General features: G+C 73.5%; 15 protein-coding genes. 3 read left to right on the top strand and 12 right to left on the bottom strand.

Annotated elements, in window-relative coordinates; genetic code table 11:
* Positions 1-10 precede the first annotated feature (10 nt).
* The 8 genes from OHA37_RS15610 to fahA form a co-directional block, all read right to left on the bottom strand.
* The gene (locus OHA37_RS15610; protein ID WP_266905629.1) at positions 11-607 is read right to left on the bottom strand and encodes a hypothetical protein; all 597 of its coding nucleotides are present in this window, start codon (positions 605-607) and stop codon (positions 11-13) included.
* Between the two features lie 611 nt (positions 608-1,218).
* The gene (locus OHA37_RS15605) at positions 1,219-3,888 is read right to left on the bottom strand and encodes a fumarate reductase/succinate dehydrogenase flavoprotein subunit (RefSeq protein WP_266905627.1); all 2,670 of its coding nucleotides are present in this window, start codon (positions 3,886-3,888) and stop codon (positions 1,219-1,221) included.
* Between the two features lie 10 nt (positions 3,889-3,898).
* On the bottom strand, positions 3,899-4,639 hold the full coding sequence (locus OHA37_RS15600) for an ABC transporter ATP-binding protein (RefSeq protein ID WP_266905625.1): 741 nt from the start codon (positions 4,637-4,639) through the stop codon (positions 3,899-3,901).
* 696 nt (positions 4,640-5,335) lie between these two features.
* Positions 5,336-6,157 (bottom strand): ABC transporter permease, encoded by an 822-nt coding sequence (locus OHA37_RS15595; RefSeq protein WP_266905624.1) that lies wholly within the window; start codon positions 6,155-6,157, stop codon positions 5,336-5,338.
* Positions 6,154-7,545: an ABC transporter substrate-binding protein gene (locus tag OHA37_RS15590; protein ID WP_266905622.1), complete on the bottom strand. Its 1,392-nt coding sequence runs from the start codon at positions 7,543-7,545 to the stop codon at positions 6,154-6,156. The genes OHA37_RS15595 and OHA37_RS15590 overlap by 4 nt, the downstream gene beginning before the upstream one ends.
* 14 nt (positions 7,546-7,559) lie before the next feature.
* On the bottom strand, positions 7,560-7,787 hold the full coding sequence (locus OHA37_RS15585; RefSeq protein WP_030710222.1) for a 4Fe-4S dicluster domain-containing protein: 228 nt from the start codon (positions 7,785-7,787) through the stop codon (positions 7,560-7,562).
* Positions 7,788-7,827: 40 nt separating this feature from the next.
* Positions 7,828-8,598: a GntR family transcriptional regulator gene (locus tag OHA37_RS15580; protein ID WP_266905620.1), complete on the bottom strand. Its 771-nt coding sequence runs from the start codon at positions 8,596-8,598 to the stop codon at positions 7,828-7,830.
* Between the two features lie 150 nt (positions 8,599-8,748).
* Positions 8,749-9,984, bottom strand: a complete 1,236-nt coding sequence (fahA, locus tag OHA37_RS15575; protein ID WP_266905618.1) for a fumarylacetoacetase — start codon at positions 9,982-9,984, stop codon at positions 8,749-8,751.
* Between the two features lie 140 nt (positions 9,985-10,124).
* Between fahA and OHA37_RS15570 the strand changes: the two genes are divergently transcribed.
* Positions 10,125-10,931, top strand: a complete 807-nt coding sequence (locus OHA37_RS15570; RefSeq protein ID WP_266905616.1) for an HAD family hydrolase — start codon at positions 10,125-10,127, stop codon at positions 10,929-10,931.
* A gap of 296 nt (positions 10,932-11,227) precedes the next feature.
* On the opposite strand, the gene OHA37_RS15565 is transcribed toward OHA37_RS15570, so the two are convergent.
* Complete coding sequence (locus OHA37_RS15565) at positions 11,228-11,659, bottom strand: DUF6463 family protein (RefSeq protein ID WP_266905614.1); 432 nt, start codon at positions 11,657-11,659, stop codon at positions 11,228-11,230.
* Positions 11,660-11,678: 19 nt separating this feature from the next.
* Between OHA37_RS15565 and OHA37_RS15560 the strand changes: the two genes are divergently transcribed.
* Complete coding sequence (locus OHA37_RS15560; protein WP_266905612.1) at positions 11,679-12,266, top strand: TetR-like C-terminal domain-containing protein; 588 nt, start codon at positions 11,679-11,681, stop codon at positions 12,264-12,266.
* Positions 12,267-12,438: 172 nt separating this feature from the next.
* Positions 12,439-12,888: a hypothetical protein gene (locus tag OHA37_RS15555; protein WP_266905610.1), complete on the top strand. Its 450-nt coding sequence runs from the start codon at positions 12,439-12,441 to the stop codon at positions 12,886-12,888.
* 20 nt (positions 12,889-12,908) lie between these two features.
* Here the strand turns inward: OHA37_RS15555 and OHA37_RS15550 are convergent, their stop codons facing one another.
* Genes OHA37_RS15550 through OHA37_RS15540 form a run of 3 tightly spaced genes read right to left on the bottom strand, consistent with a single transcriptional unit; the run spans position 12,909 to position 13,692 of the window.
* Positions 12,909-13,223, bottom strand: a complete 315-nt coding sequence (locus OHA37_RS15550) for a hypothetical protein (protein WP_266905608.1) — start codon at positions 13,221-13,223, stop codon at positions 12,909-12,911.
* The gene (locus OHA37_RS15545; protein ID WP_266905606.1) at positions 13,220-13,462 is read right to left on the bottom strand and encodes a hypothetical protein; all 243 of its coding nucleotides are present in this window, start codon (positions 13,460-13,462) and stop codon (positions 13,220-13,222) included. The genes OHA37_RS15550 and OHA37_RS15545 overlap by 4 nt, the downstream gene beginning before the upstream one ends.
* Positions 13,459-13,692 (bottom strand): hypothetical protein, encoded by a 234-nt coding sequence (locus OHA37_RS15540; RefSeq protein ID WP_266905604.1) that lies wholly within the window; start codon positions 13,690-13,692, stop codon positions 13,459-13,461. Before OHA37_RS15540 ends, OHA37_RS15545 begins: the two co-directional genes overlap by 4 nt.
* Positions 13,693-13,725 lie beyond the last annotated feature (33 nt).

Below are 13,725 nucleotides of genomic sequence, written 5' to 3'. Positions count from 1 at the left end.
GCCCCGGGGGTCAGTGGGGGTGGGGTGCGGGGGTGGTGGTTTTGGGGCAGGTCAGGGCCGGGTTCCAGTTGTGGAAGCGGCCGGCCGGGTTGTCGCGGTACGCCCACAAGTGGAGGTCGTAGTGCTTGGGCATCCCCGCCCAGTGGCCCGGCATGGGTCCGTCGAAGGGCAGCCCGAACATGCTCGGGCGGTCGTCGGTGGTCTTGAAGTCCTGGTCCCGGTCGACGGACATCCACTCCACGGCCTCCAGCTTGCGGCGGCCGTGCTCGTCCTTCTCGGTGCTGTAGAGCAGGGCCGCCGGCTTGCCGGGATCCGTCGAACCCCAGTAGGCCTCCTTGACGTAGTGGTAGCCCATGGAGCCGACCCCGAACGGGTTGGTCATGCACTCCGTGCCGTGCGGCACGTACCCGTCCTTCAGGGCCTGCTGCTCGTCCGCGTACTTGGCCGATACCCGGATCGCCGTCGCCATGTCGCGCATCGCCTTCGCGTTCTTCGGGTCGGGCGCGGGGCCGTCGACTCCGTGGGCGGGGGCGGTGGCGGTGGCGGCCAGCCCGAGGGATATGGCGGCCGCGCAGGTCAGGAAGGCCTTGCGGGGGCGGAGAGGCATGGGGACTCCTGCCGTTCGGGGACTTTCGTCCACCATCCCGGCGTGGCGGCGGGGCTGCACGTGGCGGGGCTCCGAACGGGGGTCGTCTGGTGCGGCGCCGTTGCCGGGGACCAGTCCCCGGACCCCTGCGCCTCAAACGCCGGCGGGGCTGGGGGTGGTCTGGGTGCGGGCTGGCTGCGTCGGGTGGGTCGGTGCCGGGGGCGGGGTGGGGTGTCGGCCTGGACTGCATGATTTAGGCGCCCTCTCCTGAACTCCGACAGGGCGCGGCCTGTACCTGCGCCACAAATCACGCTCTACGTCCAGGCCGACACCCCACCCCGCCCCCGTCCCCGACCCCGGGCCGCACCCTGCCGACCCCGGCCGGGCGAATGTTTCAGCCTGGCCGCCTTAACCAGCCCGGCCTGCCCAATTCAGCCTCGCCGGCGTTTGAGGCGCGGGGTCTGGGGCGGAGCCCCAGGGGGTCCGGGCGCAGCCCGGGGCCCCGCTTGTAGCCCGTCCGGCGTTTGAGGACCGGGGCAGGGCCGGCCCTGGGAACGGTGGAAGGGCGGGTCGGGGAACTTCGGCCCGCGTAGCGGTGCAGCCGTGGCCGGGGCTGCGGGTGGGGCCGGAGGCTAGGGGCGGGTGGCGTACGCGCGGACGTCCGCGTCGGGGTCGGAGGCGGCCGTGGACAGGGCCGCCACCGCGGAGGGGTCCGGGCGGTGGGTGCGTAGGGAGAGGACCGCCGCCTTGCGGACGTCCGCGTTCGGGTCGGACAGGGCTAGGGACAGGGGCGGCACCGCAAGGGAGGGAGGGGACGAGGACAGGCCGGCGGCAGCCCCCGCGCGGACTTGCCACGCGGGGTCGGAGAGGGAGGCGACCGCACTCGCCGTGTGGCCGCCGGTGGAGGCGACCGAGGTCAGGGCCGCCGCCCGGACCAGTGGGTCGGGGTCCGACAGGAGCGGGGTCAGCGCGGAGCCGGCGCGCAGGGTGCCCAGGGCCTTGGCCACGGCGACGCGGACCTCCCGGGAGGAGTCCCCGGCGGCCGGAGTCAGGGGGGCCACCGCGTCCACCGAGACCAGCGCCCGTACCGCCTGGATCCGGACGTCCACGTCGGCGTCCCGCAGGGACCGCTCGTAGAGGCCGGGCTCCCCGAGCCGCAGGACCCGTAGGGCTTCGAGCGCCGCCGACCGGACGGCGGGATCCGGCACCGCGAGGCCCGCCCGGAGGGCCGCGGCCAGGGCGGGGTCGGGTTCGAGCACCTCCAGCAGTTCGCGCAGCGCGGCCGCCGCGGCCGCGCGGACCGCCGGGTCGGGGTCGGCGAGCCGTGCCCCGAGGGCGGGACCGGCGCCCGCCGGGACGGTTTCGCCGAGCACCGCCACCGCCGTGGCGCGGACCGCCGGGTCGGGGTCGTCCAGGTAGGGGAGGAGGGCGGGGAGGTCCGGGGTTTCCTCCGCGAGGGAGAGGAGCTCCAGGATCCGGGGCGAGCCGGGCGCGGATCCGGTGTCCCGGCCGGCCGGGGCGGGGGCCGCCGCCGGGCCTCCGGCCAGGGCCACGCCGACCAGTTCGACCTCGCCCAGGTGCCGGGAGGGCCCGCCCGGCGGGGTGAACTCGGCGACCGGGACCAGGTAGGGGTCGACCGGGCGCGCCGTGAACTCCATCGCCCCGGACGGGGACTTGCGCAGGTCCAGGTGGTGCAGCCAGCCCGCGTCATCGCGCTCGGGGTGGTCGAGGCGTTCGTGGTACAGCCCCCAGCGGGACTCCGTACGGGCGAGCGAGGCCCGCGCCGCCATCTCCGCGCAGTCCCGGATGAAGGAGACCTCCGCGCAGCGCATCAGCTCGTGCGGGGTCGTGGCGCCCATTTCGCCGATCTCCCGCTCCATCCGGGTGAAGGCCTCCACGGCGAGGGACAGCTTGGCACCGGTCTTGGGCGGGGCCACGTAGTCGTTCACGAACCGGCGCAGCTTGTACTCGACCTGCGGCTGCGGCGGGCCGTCCGGGTGGAGGAGGGGGCGGTAGATCAGTTCGTGGGCGGCCGCGAGCTGGTCGGCTGGCAAGTCCCCGTCGTACGGCTGGTATTGGGCGGCGTCCGCCCCCGCCAGGTCGCCGAAGACGAAGGCGCCGATCATGTAGTTGTGCGGTACGGAGGCCAGGTCCCCGGCCGCGTACAGCCGGGGCACGGTGGTGCGGGCGTGGTCGTCGACGCGTACGCCGGAGGCCGAGTGGCCGCCGCACAGGCCGATCTCCGAGATGTGCATCTCGATGTCGTGCGTGCGGTAGTCGTGGCCCCGGTTCGCGTGGAAGGTGCCGCGCGTGGGCCGCTCGGTGGTGTGCAGGATCGATTCGACGGCGGCGACGGTCTCCTCGGGGAGGTGGCTCAGCTTGAGGTACACCGGGCCCCGGTCGGAGGCGAGTTCGGCGGCGAACTCCGACATCATCTGCCCCGACCAGTAGTCGGAGTCGACGAACCGCTCGCCGTGCCGGTTGACCTGGTAGCCGCCGAAGGGGTTCGCGACGTACGCGCACGCCGGGCCGTTGTAGTCCTTGATCAGCGGGTTGATCTGGAAGCACTCGATGCCGGTGAGCGCGGCGCCCGCGTGGTACGCCATCGCGTAGCCGTCACCGGCGTTGGTGGGGTTCTCGTACGTCCCGTAGAGGTATCCGGAGGCCGGGAGCCCGAGCCGTCCGCACGGCCCCGTCGCCAGGATCACGGCCCCCGCCCGCACGGTGACGAAGGCGCCGGTACGGGTGTTGAAGGCGGCCGCGCCGATCGCCCGGCCGTCCTCGGGGGAGGTCAGGACGCGGACCGGCATGACCCGGTTCTCGATCCGGATCAGCTCGCGCATCTCGCGGCGGCGCAGCTGCCGGTAGAGGACCTTCTTGACGTCCTTGCCCTCCGGCATGGGCAGCACGTACGAGCCGGAGCGGTGCACCTGGCGGACGGCGTACTCGCCGTGCTCGTCCTTCTCGAACTTCACCCCGTACGACTCCAGGCGCTGGACCATGCCGAACCCGCGGGTCGCCGTCTGGCGGACCGTGGACTGGTCGACGATGCCGTCGTTGGCGCGGGTGATCTCGGCGACGTAGTCGTCGGGCTCGGCGCGGCCCGGGATGACGGCGTTGTTGACCCCGTCCATGCCCATGGCGAGGGCGCCGGAGTGCCGTACGTGCGCCTTCTCCAGGAGCAGCACCCGCGCGCCGGCCTCGGCGGCGGTCAGCGCCGCCATCGTGCCGGCGGTGCCGCCGCCGATGACGAGGACGTCGCAGGTCAGTTCCTCGGCGTCGGCGATCGCGGGGATGTCCATGGGGGGCCTTTCAGAGGGAGTCGAGGATGCGGCGGCGGAGCGCGGAACGGTCCGCGGTCCGCGAACGGGGGTGCGGTACGTCGATCAGCTCGCCGGAGGCGAGGAGCGCGACGCGGTCGCCGAGGTGCAGGGCCTCGTCCACGTCGTGGGTGACGAAGACGACGGTGGCGCCGCTGCCGGCGAGGACGGACACGAGCAGGTCCTGCATCCCGGCGCGGGTCTGGGCGTCGAGCGCGCCGAACGGTTCGTCCATGAGAACGGCCCGCGGCGCGGCCGCGAGGGCCCGGGCCAGCTGGACGCGCTGGCGCTGGCCGCCGCTGAGCTGGTGCGGATGCTTGTGCGCGTGCTCGGCGAGGCCGACGCGGGTCAGCCAGTCCGTGGCGATGCGGCGGCGGTCGGGCCGGGGCGTCTTGCGGATGGCGAGGGGCAGTTCGACGTTGGCACGGACCGTGCGCCAGGGGAGGAGGGCGTCGTCCTGGAACACCAGGGCCCGGTCGGCGTGCGGGCCCGTGACCGGGGTGCCGTCCTGGGTAACGGTGCCGGCGAGCGGGGGCAGGAGCCCGGCGAGGGTACGGAGCAGGGTGGACTTCCCACAGCCCGAGGGGCCGACGACGGTGAGGATCTCGCCGGGGGCGACGGACAGGTCGAGACCGTCGAGGAGCGGGGCGGAGGCGGGGCGACCGAGACGGACGTCCTTGAGGTGGAGGGCGGCGCCGGTGGGTGGGGCGGGGGCGAGGGTATTTGTGACCATGGTCCCTTCCTATGGCTGTGGCGGTATGTGAGTGCTCTGGTCCCCCCGGCGCGGGGTCCTGGATCCGGATCTGACATCGGGGGCCCGGGCCCGGCGCGTGCGGCCGGGCTGCGCGGGTGCCGCTGCGCGGGCCAAGGCCCCTGCCCCGGCTGCGCGGGTGCCGCTGCGCGGGGCGAAGTCCCCTACCCGCCCTTCCACCGTTCCCCGGGCCAGCCCGGACCCGCGCCTCAAACGCCGGCGGGGCTGGAGATGCCCCCGGGCTCCGCCCGGGAAGGGGCCCCGGGCTGTGCCCGGACCCCTGGGGCTCCGCCCCAGACCCCGGTCCTCAAACGCCGGACGGCTGGATTGGCGCGGCCCGGGCTGGATAAGGCGGCCGGGCTGAAATATTCGCCCGGTCGGGGGCGGCTGGTGGCGGCCCGGGGTCGGGGACGGGGGCGGGGTGGGGTGTCGGCCTGGACGTAGAGCGTGATTTGTGGCGCAGGTACAGCCCGAACCCTGTCAAAGCGGAACAGAGGGCGCCTAAATCATGCAGTCCAGGCCGACACCCCACCCCGCCCCCGGCACCGGCCCCCGTCCGCAGCCGGGCCGGACCCAGGCAAACCCCAGCCCCGCCGGCGTTTGAGGCGCAGGGGTCCGGGGACCGGTCCCCGGCAACGGCGCCGCACCAGACGACCGCCCCCGGAGGCCCGCAGGGCCTCACGTGCCCAGCCGAGCAGACCCGCTAGCCGCAGCCCCCGCCCGCCGCCCAGGCGCCGCCCGGGACGGCAGCCACCGCGTCAGATGCCGGCCCGTCCGCTCGACCGCCGTCGAGGTGAGCCAGCCCAGCGCACCGATCGTGGCCATGCCGACGAAGACCCCGGGGTAGTCCACGACGGTGTAGTCCTGCCAGGTCCGGTACCCGACCCCGTACTCACCCGAGATCATCTCGGCAGAGATCACGCAGATCCAGGACACCCCGATCCCGACCGAGAGCCCGCCGAAGATGCCCGGGAGGGCCCCCGGCAGGACCACGGAGAAGAGGAGCCGGGCCCGGCCGCCGCCCATCGTCAGGACGGCCTCCTCCCAGACCGGAGCCAGCGCGGACACCGCGTGCCGCGTGGAGACGAGGACCGGGAAGAAGGCCGCCGCGCAGGTGATGAAGACGATCCCCTGCTCGTTGGACGGGAAGAGCAGGATCGCCACCGGGACCAGCGCGATCGCCGGTATCGGCCGCAGGACTTCGAGGGCGGGGCCCAGCAGGTCCGCCGCGAGCCGGGATCGGGCGATCGCCGTGCCCGCCGCCACCCCCAGGAGGGCCGCCAGCACGAAGCCCGTCACGATGCGCCGCAGGCTGAAGCCGAGGTCCTGCCAATAGGAACCGATCGTCGCCCGTTCCGCGAACGCCGAGGCCACTTCACCCACCGTCGGGAACTGCTCGAAGCGCAGCCACAGGTTGACGTCCAGCGAGGTCAGCAGCTGCCAGGCGACCAGAGCACCGGCGAGCGAAGCCAGCCGCAGGAGCCGGCGGCGGGCCGTCATGACGCGAGGGCTCCCGCTTCGGCGAAGGAAACGATCCGCGCCCCGGCCCCCGCGTGCTGCTCCACGTACGCCTTCGCACCCGCCACGGTGACGAACGCCCGCAGCTCGGAGCCCTCCGCCACCCAGACCGCCTTGTCGGCGAACCAGAGCGTGCCCGTCACCGCGTCGGGGACGTAGGCCGCCCGGACGCCGCCGCCCGGCCCCGCCGCCGCGAGCGCCTTCAGCAGGGCCGCCGGAGTCTGATAGGCCTGCGTACGGTTGCCCTCCTTCAGCCACAGCTCCGGGCGGGCCGGCGCGGCCGCCGCGTACTCCTGGGTGCCCGCCGCCGCGCGCTTCAGCGGCTCCGGGTCCACGAAGGCGTCGACGTCGACGGAGTCCACCAGCTTGGCCGCCTTCAGGACCGGCACGTCCTCCTTCAGCGCCGCCAGCAGCTCGGGACGCAGGGCAGGGTCGAAGGTCGCGATGCCGTTGGCCCCGTTGTAGAGGTACACGACCTCCGCCGGCAGCCCGGTCTCCTTGGCCACCGACTCGGCGGCGGCCACCGGCCGGGTGCGCAGGTACTCGGTCGCCTTGCGCTGGGCGCGCAGGAAGTCGTCCAGGACGGCGGGGCGTTCGGCCGCGAACTTCTCACGGACGGTGACCCCGTGGAAGGTCGGCAGGTTCAGCTCGGCCCCGTCGTACAGGGCCTTGGCCCGTCCCTCGAAGGCGAGTTGGCCCGGCCAGGCCACGAACTGCGACAGGGCGTCGACGCTGCCCGCCTGGAGGGCCGAAGCACCCACACTGGGCTGCTGGTTGAGCTTCTCGATGCCCTTCTCCGGATCGATTCCGGCGCGCTGCAGGGCCCGTACGAGCGTCCCGTCGGCGGCCGAACCGACCGAGGTGGACACCTTCTTGCCCCGCAGGTCCGTCAGCGACTCCAGCTTCGAACCGGGCGCGGTGACCACGGTGTTGAGGCCGCCGCGCAGGTTGTAGCCGGTGACGGAGACGAGGTGGGTGGGCTGCTTCAGTTCCTTGCCGCGCGCCGCGTTGATGAGGAGGGGGAAATCGCCCATGGAGCCGATGTCGATCTTCCCGGCGGTCATCTGGGCGGTGATCGGGGCGCCGGTGGCGTAGTCCTGCCAGTCGACCTTGTAGGTGACCCCGTCCTTCTTGCCGCGCGCCGCGAGCTCCTGCTCGAAGTACCCGAGGGAGCGCAGGAGCGTACCTGCGGTGACGGTGTTGATGGTCTTGGACTGGTAGCCGACGGTCACGGTGACCGTCTTGGAGCCCCCGTCCGCGCCGGAGGCGCCACCGCACGCGGTGGCCAGCGGAAGGCTCAGCAGGAGGACGGGAGCGAGGGCTTTCGGAGCCAGGGCTCTCGGAGCCGGGGCTTTCGTACGCGTACGCATCGTGGGAGGACCTTTCACCGGAGCAGGTAGGGCATGTTGACGGTCACCGCGCCGGTGGGACAGCGGGCGGCGCACGGGCCGCAGTACCAGCACTCGTCCACGTGCATGTAGGCCTTGCCGTTGTCCTCGCGGATCGCGAGCGAGTCCAGCGGACACATGTCGACGCAGAGGGTGCAGCCGTCGATGCACAGGGACTCGTCGATGGTCACGGGCACGTCGCCGCGCTGGGGGACCAGAGGCATGGCTGTCTCCAGGAAGGGGGGAGGAGGGGGCTACGAGGACTTACGCGCCGCGGTGCAGCAGGCCGCTCATGGTGATCCGGTCGCCGCGGAAGCGGATGAACTCCAGGTCCACGGGCCGGCCGTCGCCGAGGTGGGTGAGGCGCTCCAGCATCAGGACGGCGGCCCCGCGCGGGGCCTGCAGGACGGCGGCGGAGTGCGCGTCGGCGTTGACGGCTTCGAGGGTGATCTCGGCGTGGCCGAGCGGCTGCCCGGTCAGGGACTCCAGCAGCCGGAAGACGTCGGTGTTCTCCAGGTCGCAGCCGATCAGGTCCGCGCCGATGTCCAGGGGGACGTACGTGAGGTCGAGCGAGAGCGGCAGCCCGTTCAGGCGGCGCAGCCGCTCGATGTAGAGCACGTCGGAGTGCTCGGGCAGGCGCAGCCGCCCGGCGACGGGGGCCGGGGCGCGGACGGGGCCGACGGTGCGGACCTCGTTGGTGACCCGGCCGTGTTCGTGGAGGGTTTCGGCGAGGCCCTGGAGCCGGTCGAGGCCGTGCGGGTACTTGGCGCAGACGATGACGGTGCCGACGCCGGGGCGGCGCTCGACGAGCTGCTCGCCGCGCAGCAGGTCCAGGGCCTGGCGCACGGTGTTGCGGCCGGCTCCGTAGTCGGCGGCGAGGGTGTCCTCCAGGGGGAGGACGCCGGTGGGGTAGCCGCCCGCCAGGATCTGGTGGCGCAGCAGGTCGGCGAGCTGTCGCGCCTGGTCCGCGCGCAGCCGCCGGCGGCGCGCGGCGGCGACCGGGACGGTGTGTTCGCGGGTGCGTTCGGCTGGCATGGCACGGAACATACCGAGGGGGCCGGGCCGGTGGTGTTGCGGCAGTGTTGCGCCACCCGCGGGTGTCCGCGTAGGGCTACGACCTGCGAGAACGGCGGGGCGACGGAAAGATCCGCCACCCCGCCGTCGGTGCTCGTCCCGCGATGTGGACTAGCGGGTGCCCACGATGCGGCCGGTGACCTCGCCGAGGCCCACGCGGGTGCCGTCGGCGCCCGGCGCCCACGCGGTGAGGGTGACGGTGTCCCCGTCCTCCAGGAAGGTGCGCTTGCCGTCGGCGAGCTCGATGGCGTCGCGGCCGTTCCAGGTGAGCTCCAGCAGCGAGCCGCGCTGGTCGGTCTCCGGGCCGCTGACGGTGCCCGAGCCGTACACGTCGCCGGTGCGCAGCGAGGCGCCGTTGACGGTCATGTGGGCGAGCTGCTGGGCGGCGGTCCAGTACATCGACGCGAACGGCGGCTGCGCCACCTCCTGACCGTTGATGGAGACGGTGATGCGCAGGTCGAAGCCGCCGGGGCGGTCGGCGCCGGAGTCCTCCAGGTAGGGCAGGAGCGGGAAGTCCCGGGCCGGCGGGGCGACCCGGGCCGCGTCCAGGGCCTCCAGCGGGGTGACCCAGGCGGAGACGGAGGTGGCGAAGGACTTGCCGAGGAAGGGGCCGAGCGGGACGTACTCCCAGGCCTGGATGTCGCGCGCGGACCAGTCGTTGAGCAGGAACAGCCCGAAGACGTGCTCCTCGAAGTCGCCGAGGGCCACGGGACGGCCCTGCTCCGAGGGGGTGCCGACGACGAAGCCGACCTCGGCCTCGATGTCGAGCTTCACGGACGGGCCGAAGACGGGCGCGGGGTCGGTGGGCGCCTTGCGCTGGCCGGAGGGGCGTACGACGTCGGTCCCGGACACGACGATGGTCCCGGCGCGGCCGTGGTAACCGATGGGCAGGTGCTTCCAGTTCGGGGTCAGGGCGTCCCCGTCCGGCCGGAAGATCTTGCCCACGTTCGTCGCGTGGTGCTCGCTCGCGTAGAAGTCGACGTAGTCCGCGACCTCGTACGGGAGGTGCAGGGTGACGTCTTCGAGCGGCAGCAGGTGCGGCTCCACGGAGGGCCGGTGACCGGGGTCGGTGACCCAGGCGGTCAGCGCGCGGCGCACGTCCTTCCAGGCGGTGCGGCCCGCGGCGAGCAGCGGGTTGAGCGAGGGCTGCCCGAGCAGTCCGGCGTACGGGGATCCGAGCGCGGCCGCGGCCGCCCCGGCGTCGAGCACGTGTCCGCCGATGCGGACACCGATGCGGCGGCGCGCCTCCCCGTCGCCGGCGGTGGCGGTGGAGAACACGCCGTAGGGGAGGTTGTGCGGCCCGAACGGGTCGCCCTCGGGGAGGTCGAGGGGGCTCTGCTGGGGCATGGGGTGCTGCCTCGCTTTCGACGCGGCCCGGGGGTGTCCCGGGGGCTGGTTGACACGTTACGGGGCTGGTGGGGCGTGCGGGAGGCCGGATTCGGGCACTATTTGTAGGACTTGTCCGAGGGGGTCCGTATCCTTGACACGTGACTTCCGCCCTCCCCTATGCACTCGTGGCCACCGACCTGGACGGGACTCTGCTGCGCGCCGGAGACACCGTCTCGGCCCGCTCCTATGCCGCTCTCGCCGCCGCCCGCGCGGCCGGCGCCCGCCACATCATCGTGACAGGCCGCCCCGTCCCGCAGGTCCGCCACGTCCTGGACGGCCTCGGCTACGCGGGGCTGGCGGTGTGCGGGCAGGGAGCGCAGGTCTACGACGCGGCGGCCGGGCTCCTCCTGCACTCCGTGGCCCTGGACCGGGAGCTGGCCGAGGTCGCCCTCGGGAAGATCGAGGCGGAGGTCGGGGAGGTCTACGCGGCGGTCAACCAGGAGGGCGTTGACGCGGAGATGCTGATAGGGCCGGGCTACCGGATGTGGCACCCCCACCTCCCGACGGTGCCGGTGGCCCGGCGGTCCGACCTCTGGACCTCCCCGATCAACAAGGTGCTCCTCCAGCACCCCCGCCTCTCGGACGACGAGCTGACGGAGATCGCCCGGGGCGTGGTCGGGGACCTGGTCAACGTCACCATGGCGGGGGAGCACACCGTGGAGCTCCAGCCGCCGGGGATCGACAAGGCGAGCGGGCTCGCGGTGGCGGCGGCGCTGTTGGACGTCACCGGGTCGTCGACGATCGCCTTCGGCGACATGCCGAACGACATCCCGATGTTCGCGTGGGCGGCGCACGGGGTGGCGATGGCGGGCGCCCACAGGGAGCTGCTCGCCGTAGCGGACGAGGTCACCCTCTCGAACGAGGAGGACGGCATCGCGGTGGTTCTGGAGCGGCTGTTCGGCTAGCCGTGCGGTGCGGCGCCGTTGCCGGGGACCAGTCCCCGGACCCCTGCGCCTCAAACGCCGGCGGGGCTGGGTTGTGCCGGCGTCGGCCTGGTGGCTGCGGGTGGGCCGGTGCCGGGGGCGGGGTGGGGTGTCGGCCTGGACTGCATGATTTAGGCGCCCTGTGCCGTACTCCGACAGGGCGCGGCGTGCTCTGGCGCCACAAATCACGCTTTACGTCCTGGCCAACACCCCACCCCACCCCGCCCCCGTCCCCGGCCCTGGCAGTCTCTGGCCGCGCCCGCGTGGTCAGTGACAGATCAGGACCACCGCTTCCGTGACGCGGCAATCAGCAGCACGGCCGGTATCAGGCCCAGCGGGAACCCGGACGGCCCCAAGATCCACCCGGCCAGCACCACCCAGCCCGCCAGGGCCCATCCCACGTAGCGCGGGACCTCCTGGCCGGTGCGGGCCATCCGCGACAGCAGGAGGCCCAGCAGGATCAGCGGCACGGCGAAACCGCCCGGCAGCGCCCAGAACAGAACCGCCGACTCGGCGTTGGTGTCCGGGTCCGCGCCCCGCAATTCGCCCGACAGCCAGCCGCTCCATTCCGACCGGGACACTACGGCGAAGAGCGCGGTGTGGAGGGCGCCGATGGACACCGCGCTGCGGCCTGCCCACAGGGTCAGGGTGCGGACGCGCGTGCTGCCGCCGGCGGACGAGGTTTCGATACGGCCAGTTCCGATACTCATAGTTCCGTATGATGGGCCAATGCAGTCTCCGAAGCAACCCACCGGCCGACCGCGCGAAACCCGCGTGGACGCCGCAATCCGCGACGCCGTACGCGAGTTGGTGCCACGCGTGGGATATGCCGGCCTCACCATGGATGCCATCGCCGCCAAGGCGGGCATCGGCAAAGCGGCCATCTACCGCCGCCACAGCTCGCGCGGCGAACTCGTCTTCTCCGTCCTCGTCCACGGGAGGAGATCGCCAGACCTGCCCGACACGGGAACGCTCACCGGCGACCTCACCGCGCTCGCCGGCCTGATCCTGGGGATCTTCTCCGATCCGGTGACCGCCGCGGCCGCCCCCGGGCTGCTCGCCGACGTGCGGCAGCAGCCCGACGTCGCGGCCCGGTTCCAGGAGACCTTCATCGCCGAAGAGCGCGCGCAGATCGCCGAGATGCTGGAACGCGCCCACCAGCGAGGTGAACTGACCGCGCCGGCGGACCCCGCCTTGGTGCACGCCGCCGTACTCGGCACCGCGTACGGCTGGCTCTTCCTCCTCGACCAGCCGCCCACTCCCGCCCTGGCGTCGCACCTCGCCGCGCTCGGCGAAGCGGCCGCCCGGGGCGATTGACCGACGTGATGGCCCGACTCCTGCTGGATGCAACGGAGTTCGCTGCGCGCAGCGGCGCACCCGGGGCCCGGCCCGGCACTGGACGCGGTCCGGACGGCGGCTCCACGATGGGGTCCCTATCCGGGTGATCGGTTGCGCCGATCGACCGGCCGCCCGACGGACGGGGACGCCCATGGACGACAGATCGCGCACGCCGCTGTTGGTGGCGGGCCTCGCGGGGGTGGCCGTCGTCGCCGTGCTCGCGAGCTTCGTCCACGGGGTCGTCGGCGGTGAGGACGAGGCTCCCCTCCGCGTGGCCGACGTGGAAGGGACCTGGACGGCGGAGGACGACAGCAGGGCTCGCCTGCTCATCCGTGCGGACGGATCGGCTGAGGTTTCGGGGGAGGCCCAAGCCAAGGGCTGCGCGGTGGTGATGTGGAGCGACGGCCGCTCGGTTGAGGCCACGTGGGTCTTCGGCGACGTCGACGAGCCCCGGACGGTGCACGTGGACCTCCCGGGTCACGAGACGGTCCCTCCGTGCAGTGTGGACCTCGTGGTCAAGGACTCGGGCATCCGGGCAAGCAGCTCGGCCCGGGCGGGAGCCGTGCCCGCCCGGTGGATACGCGGCCCTGCCCCGCGCTGACGGACGTGGGGGCGAGAGCCTCAGAGCGTGGGGTCCGCGACCTGCCAGGTGTGGCCGCCCGGGTGGGACAGGTACTGGCCGCAGCCCTCGCCGGAGCCGGTCGCCGGGCAGTCGGGGAGGGCGAGGACCGCGTCCCCGGGCCAGCGGGCCCATAGCGTGTTCCCCGGGGCCGGGTCCTCGTGGAGGACGTCCATGTGGGGCCCGGTGTGCTGGCCCAGGGAGCACCGCAGCTCCGGTCCGGCGTCGAGTACCTCCCGGAGGATTCCGGGCCGCCGGGCGAGCGCGTCCAGGTGGACGGCGGACAGCGCGCCGGAGGCGCCGCACGCGTCGCTCACGTGATCCCGCCCCGGGCGGCGGCGAACGCCAGGCAGCAGGTCCAGGCGACCGCCCCGAGGGTCACGGCAAGGGTCGAGGTCTCCTCCGCCGTACGGGCCTCCAGTAGCCCCCGCAGTGCCCGTACGGCATCCGCGACGGCCCGCCGTACCAGCGCCGCGTCCAGCAGCTCGCGGAACCGCTCCCGGTAGGCGGGGTCCGACTCGATCCGCCGCAGTTCGCCCAGCGGGCCGTCGCTCACAACAGCCCCTCCGCGCTCCGCGCGTTGCGCCGGGCCGTCTCCGCGCGGAGCCGCTCCATCGGGTCGGCGGGCCGTACGTCACGAGGCTCCGCCTCCCACTCCGGCCCGCCGCGCACGGGCCGCAGCGCCCAATAGGGGCCGGCGAGGCCCCGGAACTCCCCGACCAGGTCGCCGCGGCTGGTGTCCACCACGAGGGTTCCGGGGGCAGGAGGGTAGTCCGCTTCGCGCATGTCGGTGCCTCTCCGTAGCTGTTCCACTACCAA

The sequence above is a fragment of the Streptomyces sp. NBC_00335 genome (assembly GCF_036127095.1).
In the GTDB taxonomy this organism is placed as follows: Bacteria; Actinomycetota; Actinomycetes; order Streptomycetales; family Streptomycetaceae; genus Streptomyces.
This window is presented reverse-complemented; position numbering and strand designations above follow the sequence as displayed.

Bases quoted from the DNA above. Each gene is read 5' to 3' on its own strand.
- OHA37_RS15610 (WP_266905629.1), bottom strand. From the start codon at position 607: ATGCCTCTCCGCCCCCGCAAGGCCTTCCTGACCTGCGCGGCCGCCATA.
- OHA37_RS15605 (WP_266905627.1), bottom strand. From the start codon at position 3,888: ATGGACATCCCCGCGATCGCCGACGCCGAGGAACTGACCTGCGACGTC.
- OHA37_RS15600 (WP_266905625.1), bottom strand. From the start codon at position 4,639: ATGGTCACAAATACCCTCGCCCCCGCCCCACCCACCGGCGCCGCCCTC.
- OHA37_RS15595 (WP_266905624.1), bottom strand. From the start codon at position 6,157: ATGACGGCCCGCCGCCGGCTCCTGCGGCTGGCTTCGCTCGCCGGTGCT.
- OHA37_RS15590 (WP_266905622.1), bottom strand. From the start codon at position 7,545: ATGCGTACGCGTACGAAAGCCCCGGCTCCGAGAGCCCTGGCTCCGAAA.
- OHA37_RS15585 (WP_030710222.1), bottom strand. From the start codon at position 7,787: ATGCCTCTGGTCCCCCAGCGCGGCGACGTGCCCGTGACCATCGACGAG.
- OHA37_RS15580 (WP_266905620.1), bottom strand. From the start codon at position 8,598: ATGCCAGCCGAACGCACCCGCGAACACACCGTCCCGGTCGCCGCCGCG.
- fahA (WP_266905618.1), bottom strand. From the start codon at position 9,984: ATGCCCCAGCAGAGCCCCCTCGACCTCCCCGAGGGCGACCCGTTCGGG.
- OHA37_RS15565 (WP_266905614.1), bottom strand. From the start codon at position 11,659: ATGAGTATCGGAACTGGCCGTATCGAAACCTCGTCCGCCGGCGGCAGC.
- OHA37_RS15560 (WP_266905612.1), top strand. From the start codon at position 11,679: ATGCAGTCTCCGAAGCAACCCACCGGCCGACCGCGCGAAACCCGCGTG.
- OHA37_RS15555 (WP_266905610.1), top strand. From the start codon at position 12,439: ATGGACGACAGATCGCGCACGCCGCTGTTGGTGGCGGGCCTCGCGGGG.
- OHA37_RS15540 (WP_266905604.1), bottom strand. From the start codon at position 13,692: ATGCGCGAAGCGGACTACCCTCCTGCCCCCGGAACCCTCGTGGTGGAC.